General features: G+C 41.7%; 6 protein-coding genes. 4 read left to right on the forward strand and 2 right to left on the reverse strand.

What is annotated here, in order from left to right:
* The first annotated feature begins 599 nt into the window (after positions 1-599).
* From HMPREF9072_RS09795 to HMPREF9072_RS09810, 4 genes are read left to right on the forward strand one after another with little or no spacing between them, the layout of a single operon-like run.
* The gene (locus tag HMPREF9072_RS09795; RefSeq protein WP_009411581.1) at positions 600-1,121 is read left to right on the forward strand and encodes a DUF3127 domain-containing protein; all 522 of its coding nucleotides are present in this window, start codon (positions 600-602) and stop codon (positions 1,119-1,121) included.
* 3 nt (positions 1,122-1,124) lie between these two features.
* The gene (aat, locus tag HMPREF9072_RS09800; RefSeq protein WP_009411582.1) at positions 1,125-1,793 is read left to right on the forward strand and encodes a leucyl/phenylalanyl-tRNA--protein transferase; all 669 of its coding nucleotides are present in this window, start codon (positions 1,125-1,127) and stop codon (positions 1,791-1,793) included.
* A 5-nt stretch (positions 1,794-1,798) separates the two neighbouring features.
* On the forward strand, positions 1,799-2,590 hold the full coding sequence (locus HMPREF9072_RS09805; RefSeq protein WP_009411583.1) for a glycoside hydrolase family 16 protein: 792 nt from the start codon (positions 1,799-1,801) through the stop codon (positions 2,588-2,590).
* Positions 2,591-2,603: 13 nt separating this feature from the next.
* Entirely contained in the window at positions 2,604-3,116 is a 513-nt protein-coding gene (locus HMPREF9072_RS09810) for an AAA family ATPase (protein WP_009411584.1), read from the forward strand.
* A 112-nt stretch (positions 3,117-3,228) separates the two neighbouring features.
* On the opposite strand, the gene HMPREF9072_RS09815 is transcribed toward HMPREF9072_RS09810, so the two are convergent.
* Positions 3,229-4,428, reverse strand: coding sequence for a Bcr/CflA family multidrug efflux MFS transporter (locus tag HMPREF9072_RS09815; protein ID WP_157236451.1), 1,200 nt, complete (start codon positions 4,426-4,428; stop codon positions 3,229-3,231).
* 184 nt (positions 4,429-4,612) lie between these two features.
* Positions 4,613-7,096 (reverse strand): zinc-dependent metalloprotease, encoded by a 2,484-nt coding sequence (locus HMPREF9072_RS09820; RefSeq protein ID WP_009411586.1) that lies wholly within the window; start codon positions 7,094-7,096, stop codon positions 4,613-4,615.
* Between the last annotated feature and the right edge of the window lie 521 nt (positions 7,097-7,617).

Consider the following 7,617-nt stretch of genomic DNA (forward strand, 5'->3'; position numbering starts at 1 on the left):
CGATTGGTATAGAAAGGGTGTATAAGTAGTTGATTCATACTATAATACAACAACGCTAAAAATGTTAAAAACGGGGGTTTCGAGGCGAAAGAAAGAGGAAGAGGTGCTAGGCCTTAGGCCATAGGCAATAGGGGGGAGTATGACGGAAAATCAAAAGAATCCTCCCCCTTATCACATACTCCGCTCTCGCGGACTTCCTCAATGAGGGGGAATGTAATGACGGGAAAGAGGGAATATAGCGAGAGAAAACAGAAGGGTGAAGGGGGGAATGATAGAGTTTTCTTTTATGTATCTTGTATATATTACAAAATTCATTATTTTTGCGGTTCGAAGAATGCGAATAAAATACAAAAAAATATTGGCTAAATATAAATATATCAATTGTCCTTCGTTAGATGTTACTAAATACAACACCAAAACGAAAGAAGGAATGATACAGTTGGTAGATGATTATACAAAGACTTGTAAATAGAATGTTTTTGGGCAAAAAGTAAAATGTTTTGTAATATTTTTGGGTATAAGTATTGCCGATAACTAAAAAAATAGTATCTTTGCCCTTGTAAATATTATCAGAATAAGCAATAAAAAGGAATACCAATATGGAAATTCAAGGACGAATTATAAAGATTAGCCCTACGCAAACCGTAGGACAAAACGGCTTCCAACGCCGTGATGTGGTGATTTCTACTGAGGAACAATACCCCCAGTATATCCCTTTTGACTTTGTACAAGAAAAATGTGTACTTCTCGACAACTTTCAGGTAGGGCAATTGGTACGCATCAGTTTCAATATTCGCGGTCGTGAATGGGTAAACCCACAAGGTGAAACTAAATATATTGTGAACTTACAAGGATGGCGTATTGAAAATGCTGAGGTGGCACAAGGAGCCTATCCCCCTCCGCAAGGGCAATATCCACCACAGGGGCAACCTGCTTATCCGCCACAAGGATATGCACAACCACAGTATCAGCAAGCGCCTCCGCAATATCAGCAAGCCCCACCACAATACCAACAAACGCCCCCTCAGTATCCGCCACAAGCCCCTCAACAGGCTTTTAGTGCACCAGACCCCGCACAGGGAGCTTCTGCCCCTACTGAGGAAGACGATTTGCCTTTCTAAAGAATGATATACTTAACGAACGATAAAACATCTTTTCCTTCCCCCGATACGGCTTCGGAGGAGGGAATTGTTGCTTTAGGAGGGAGTCTTACCTCTGAACGGCTTATTGAGGCGTATTCGGAGGGTATTTTCCCGTGGTATAACGAAGGAGAGCCGGTAGTCTGGTGGTGTCCTGACCCGCGTTTTGTACTTTTTCGTGAGAAATTGCATATCAGCAAGCATATGCGTAAGATGCTACGCGAAGCACCTTATCGCGTTACTTATAACCGTTGTTTTACTGAGGTGATGCGACAGTGCGCTACTGTTCCGCGTAAAAACCAAGACGGCACGTGGATTCACCCTGAACTGATAGAAGCCTATACAGGCTTGCATAAAAGAGGGATAGCGCACTCGGTAGAGGTGTGGGAAGGAGATGTGCTCATAGGAGGTTTATACGGGCTAAAAATGGGCAAAATCTTTTGTGGGGAGAGTATGTTTAGCAAGCGCAATAATGCGTCAGAATACGGCTTTATCACCTACCTGCAAGCACACCCCGATATAGCATTGGTAGATTGCCAAATATACAGCGAATATTTAGAGCGTTTGGGAGCAGAGGAAATACCTCGCAAAGAGTTTTTAGTGCTTTTAGGTAAGGCATATGAAGAAAGAGAAAATGAAAAAATAATAACTTAAACTGTATGAATATGAAACCTTTTACATTATTACTATTTACGTTGGCTCTTATGAGCTGGGGTTGTTCTAAAAAAGAGGAGGTTAATGAGAAACCTTGGAAATTGGTATGGGAAGATAATTTCGACAGAAATGATATTTTCTCGACTGGCGTGTGGACAAAAATGAACCGTTGGGGAGACAACTGTTGCAACACAATGAGCAATGACCCGAGTTTGTTTGAGATAAAGAACGGTAAGATGATTCTTTTAGGTGTGACTAATAAAGATTTAAAAAAAGACCCTTCGCCTTACCTCACAGCAGGAGTTTGGACGAAAGGGAAGAAGTTTTTCCAAAAAGGAAAGATAGAAGTGCGCTGTAAGCTAGAGGGAACACAAGGAGCGTGGCCTGCTATATGGTTGGTTACTAAAGACACTAAATGGCCTGAAGACGGAGGGGAGATAGATCTTATAGAACGCTTAAATTACGATCCTTTTGTGTATCACACTGTGCATTCGCCGTTTACATATAAAAAGAAAGCAGGACCTAAAAACTCTACTTCTTTCCCTATTAATCCAGATGACTACAACACTTACGCAGTGGATTTTGAAGGAGATGTGATACGGTTTTACGTAAACGGACTGCCTTCATTTGTCTATTCGCGTATGCCTGGTAAGGAGAGTGAAAAGCAATTCCCGTTTGATTTGCCTTTCTTTTTGATTATTGATATGCAACTGGGAGGTGAATGGGTAGGCGAAGTAAAGCCGTTTGATAAACCCGTGAGAATGTATATTGATTGGGTGCGGTTTTATCAGAGGTAAACGAGGTATAAAAATGATTGTTATAATTACTGGAGCTTCACACACAGGTAAGACTTTTTTAGCTCAAAAGCTATTAGAAAAATATAAATACCCATATCTATCAATAGATCACTTAAAAATGGGATTAATTCGCAGTGGTTATACTAAACTTACCTTAGAAAATGATAAAGCACTTACAGATTATATGTGGCCTATTATTCGTGAAATGATTAAGACAGCCATAGAAAACAAACAAAATCTTATCATTGAAGGGGCGTATATTCCTTTTGACTGGGAGAAAGATTTTACAAAAAAATATCTCGAGGATATTAAATATTATTGTCTTGTAATGAGTGAAAACTATATTAAAACCCACTTTAAGGATATAAAGAAATATGCAAATGTCATAGAAAAGCGTTTAGATGATGATTGGTGTACAATGGAAAGTGTTTTAGATGATAATGTACAGTTTTTAGCCCTTGCAAAGAAACACAACACTAATTTTATACTGATTGATGATGGCTATAAGGTAAACATTGAGCTATGATGTTTATTGAACTATCAGATTGTTAGTTGTCAATGGTTAATTATTATGGAGGCAAGCGCAGTAGTGAGATTTTTGTTTTGGAGAGTCTTAGAGAGGCAGAGAAACGGTATAGTTATTTGCTAATGGTGCGAGGGGCGACTAACAGCAAGTAGCTGAGGGCGCCTACTCCTATGCATATTGCCATTGCAAATACCATTGGGCGCTCGGAGGTGATGGCGAAAAGCGAGAGCACTGCTCCTACTACCGAACCGATACCAAAACGCAACATCCCTGTGAGTGAATTGGCGGTACCTGCTACTTCGGGGTACATATCCAAAATGGCGGCATTGGCACTGCTGGACACTACCGATACTAAACCTACAAACATTGAAACTCCTGCTACGGTAGCCCATAATCCCAAATGGAAAATACCACATATCACCAGCCACGCTCCTGCAATGAGTTGGATAGTAAGCCCCAAGCGCAAGGATTTTTCTACCCCTATTTTGGTGACGAATTTCCCATTGAGTGAGGTTGCCGTCATCATTACAATTACATTGAGAAGGAAAAAATATCCAAAATGCTGAGGGGCTACCCCAAAGAGTTTGGTGTACACAATAGAGCCCGTAGTGATAAAGCAAAACATTCCTGAATAGGAAAGCGAATTGCAGAAAATATATCCCAATACCTTTTTGTTGCTGAGGAGCTTGCCGTAAATGCGTAAGGTGTTGCCTATTTTCAAAGGAACACGCTTGAACTTAGGAAGCGTTTCAGGGATTTTATAACTTACTAAAAGTGCCGCCAAGAGTCCTAAAACCATCAGCACGTAGAAGATGATATGCCAATGAAACCAGTCGGTGAGGTGACCGCCCAGTACGGGGGCAATGAGAGGGGCAATCATCGTGACAATCATAATCATCGACATTTGGCGGGCAAACTCATTTTTAGCGAAAAGGTCGCGCAGGAGGGCACCCGTTACTACCGCAGGCGATGCTCCAAAAAAGCCTTGCACAAAGCGCAGTATATAAAAATGATGAATATGGTGAATTTGCGTAATCACTAATGACACCAATGCTGAGGTGATAATCCCAATGAGAATGATAGGTTTGCGCCCATAACTATCGGAAAGAGGTCCCCAGAAAAGTTGCCCAAAAGCAAACCCAAGGGTAAAGAGCGCTAAGGTTTGAGAAATCATCTCTTCGGATACATTCAAATCGTTAGCAATCTTCACAAAGGCAGGGAGGTACATATCGATAGCCAGTGGGGTGAGCATCGATAGGAGTCCCATAATGAGGATAAACAGTAGGTCGGGTTTGGGTTCGTGTTGTTGCATTATCAGTTTCTTGAAATTAGAAAAAAGAAGTGTAGCTTGCACTACAGAATTGAACAAAAATCTTTGAAAAAATAAAAGATAAGACTACGTCTTAGAAATCTTACAAATATAAAAACAAATCGAACAAGCCATAGCACAGCAGGCATTTAAATGATTTGTTTAATTTTTCTTCTGAAGGGAGATTCTATTTCTTAGGGTCTTTAATACGTTCTATTTCCTTTATAATTTCTTGGTAGTGTAGATGGTTAATAGACTGAGTGGCTTCTTTGGCGAGAGCTTGTTTGGCGAAAGTCTCAATCATATCCAAATGCTGTAAGGCAAAGAGGCGCACATCGGATACTTGCTGTATGCTCGCAGCTTTGCTGTTTTTAGCGTCGGCAGGTGCATTGATGAGCCTATCGATTTGAGAGAGGTACAAGCGTTCGATACCACGGCGATAAGTGTTTTGGCGCGCATCGGGGCTGTTGAGGGGTTTCCATACCGCTTTGAATACATCTTGCAGATATTCGTTTAACGGATAAGGATTTTTGGAGGTGAGCGATTGATTATAAAGGTTGTAGAGGGTTTGCTCTCCTAAAAGCACACTCAGGGTAAGGTTTTGCATACTGATGATGTTCTTATCGGGGGTTGCTCCTGTTTTTTCTACTATTTCCTGAGGATATAACCACAAAGGCGCTTCAAAAAGTTCTTTATCTAAATAGTTAATAGCTTCTTTTACCTTCTCTTTGGGCACTTCTTTATAAACTTCTTTCTCACCGATGATGCCCACATATCTATTGCCAATGTGCTTGAGCACGTGTTTCAAATAGCGGAAATACTGCATATAGGCAGCGGTTTGCATTTCGTTGAGATGTTCGTATTTGTCGTTAGGCTGTTTAGTCCATTCGGGGAGGTGTTGCACGATATAGCGGAGGTTTTTCAATCCGTAGGTATTGGCTTTCATTACGTTGTCCGAAAGGTCTTCAGTTTGTGCGCGAGGGTCTTCATCTTTGCCTTCTCCTCCGAACCACAATCGCGGATTGGCTTTGAGTTTTTGGGTAACCATTTCGGCAAGCGCCTCTTGTTCAGCATACTCGTCTTTATATTTGTTGCCATAATAGCGATATCCCCATTCAATTGCCCATTTGTCGTAGATACCTATGCGCGGATAGAGTCCTTTGCTACTGATGTTGTCTTCGGGCTGTGCCACATAGTTAAAACGCGCATAGTCCATAATAGAAGCGGTATGCCCATTGGCTTCAACCCATTTTTTATCGCGGAGTTTTTCGACAGGCGTTTGACTGCTGGCGCCCATATTGTGGCGCAAGCCTAAGCAGTGCCCTATTTCGTGAGAGGACACAAAACGCACGAGGTCGCCCATTAGTTCCTCGTTGAACTCCATAGTACGAGCGCGTTTATCGACAGCGCCTGCCTGAATCATATACCACTGGTTGAGGAGTTTCATCACGTTGTGATACCAGCCCACGTGGCATTCTATAATTTCACCACTGCGAGGGTCGGCAATGTTAGGACCGTAGGCGTTACTTTTTTCGGAAGGGAGGTAGCGAATTACGTTGAAGCGTGCATCTTCTAAGCTCATTGAAGGGTCGTTAGGCCAAGGTTTTGCCACGATAGCCTCTTTGAATCCCGCTTGTTCGAAAGCTACATTCCAATCGTTTACGCCTAAAATGAGGTATTTTTGCCATTGTTTAGGCGTAGCAGGGTCGATATAGAACACAATTTGCTTTTTGGGGCGTACTAACTGACCGCTGAGGTATTTTTTGATATCTTCTTTGCGAGGTTCTAAGCGGAAACGGTGGATATAATATTCAGTTTCGGTGCGTTGTTGCTGGTCGCTGAACTTGATGTATCGGGTAGCGAAAAAGCCCACACGAGGGTCGAAGAGGCGTTTTTGCATAGGTGTTTTGGGTAAAAGCACCATAGAGATATTCAGTTCTAAGGTAATAGCCCCTACCTTGTTTGCCGACGGAATGGTACTGGGTGAAGCGTTGAACGTTTTGAGAGTATTGACCTCTACGTTGATAGGATAAGGACGTATATCGTCTACAAAAGAACGATCGGTAGCGATAGCGCCTATTTTCATTTGGGTTTTTGTATTCGATGAAAAAGAGGTAACACTGTTGTCTTGCTTGAAGAAATCGGTGATGTCGATGAGCTGTGCTTTGGTTTTGGGGTTGCGCCCAATCACGGTGAACGATGCCACCACAGGATTTGCACTCGAATTAGCTACTGCTACCGAGATATTATCGTCGGTACCGGCTTCTTGCAGATTGAGGAAAGAGCGCAAGAGGAGTGTTTTATTGCCTTTCTGCTCGAAATAGACGGTTTGTTCATTCACTTTTTCGCCTGCATAGAGTCCGAAGTTATGAGGAGCCGCTTTGAGGCGGGTTACGCATAGCAAATAGCGATTGAGGAGGGAATCGGGGACTTCAAAGTACCACTTATCTTCAATTTTGCGAATCGTAAAGAGTCCGTTGCGCTCTATACCCTTTTTTTTAATGAGTTTAGCGTACTCTTCGGCGCGCTTTTGCTCAGGAGTTTTTTCAGGTTTTTCAGTTGTTTTGGTTTTAGTAGTATCTTTAGTAATGGTATCTTTCACAGCAGGTATTTTCTGCGCGAAAATCATTGTTGTAAATGATAGGAAAAGTATAAGTAAGTGTTTTTTCATTATTAGGTGTCAGGGATTAGACTTGTTAGACACGTCTGATCTGAGAGTATTTGATTTTGGGGTGCAAAAGTAGAAAATAATTAGGAAATTAGCAAATGAGAGAATGAGGAAATGAGGAAATGAGAGAATTAGAAAATGGGGTGCGAGTTTGAGTTGGAGGGATGAGGCTGTGCCTCAGAAATTAAACAAAATTTAAACAAATCAAGGCTGCGCCTTGTGAAAAGGGGAGAGGTTAGTCGAATTTTTTGGAGAAACTCGGAGGAGCGAGGTCGTAGCACGACAGGGTAATTGGGAAATGAGAAAATTAGGAAATTAGCAAATGAGAGAATGAGAGAATGAGGAAATGAGAAAATATTGTCAGTTTATTCAACTTTGCCAAAGTTTGAGATGAAAAAATGATGTTCTAGGACTGTTAGGAGTGTTCGGAAGGAAACGGAGGAGTTCGGAAGGGCGTATTGAGGTAAGAGGTAAAAAATGAGCTGTAATTTGAGTGGGGTTAGCTTATAGAGAGCTTATAGGAA

This window comes from Capnocytophaga sp. oral taxon 324 str. F0483, from assembly GCF_000318315.2.
Lineage (GTDB): Bacteria > Bacteroidota > Bacteroidia > Flavobacteriales > Flavobacteriaceae > Capnocytophaga > Capnocytophaga ochracea.

What these genes read in the sequence shown, in the direction of transcription:
- HMPREF9072_RS09795 (WP_009411581.1), top strand. Translation starts at nt 600, where the DNA reads ATGGAAATTCAAGGACGAATTATAAAGATTAGCCCTACGCAAACCGTA.
- aat (WP_009411582.1), top strand. Translation starts at nt 1,125, where the DNA reads ATGATATACTTAACGAACGATAAAACATCTTTTCCTTCCCCCGATACG.
- HMPREF9072_RS09805 (WP_009411583.1), top strand. Translation starts at nt 1,799, where the DNA reads ATGAATATGAAACCTTTTACATTATTACTATTTACGTTGGCTCTTATG.
- HMPREF9072_RS09810 (WP_009411584.1), top strand. Translation starts at nt 2,604, where the DNA reads ATGATTGTTATAATTACTGGAGCTTCACACACAGGTAAGACTTTTTTA.
- HMPREF9072_RS09815 (WP_157236451.1), bottom strand. Translation starts at nt 4,428, where the DNA reads ATGCAACAACACGAACCCAAACCCGACCTACTGTTTATCCTCATTATG.
- HMPREF9072_RS09820 (WP_009411586.1), bottom strand. Translation starts at nt 7,096, where the DNA reads ATGAAAAAACACTTACTTATACTTTTCCTATCATTTACAACAATGATT.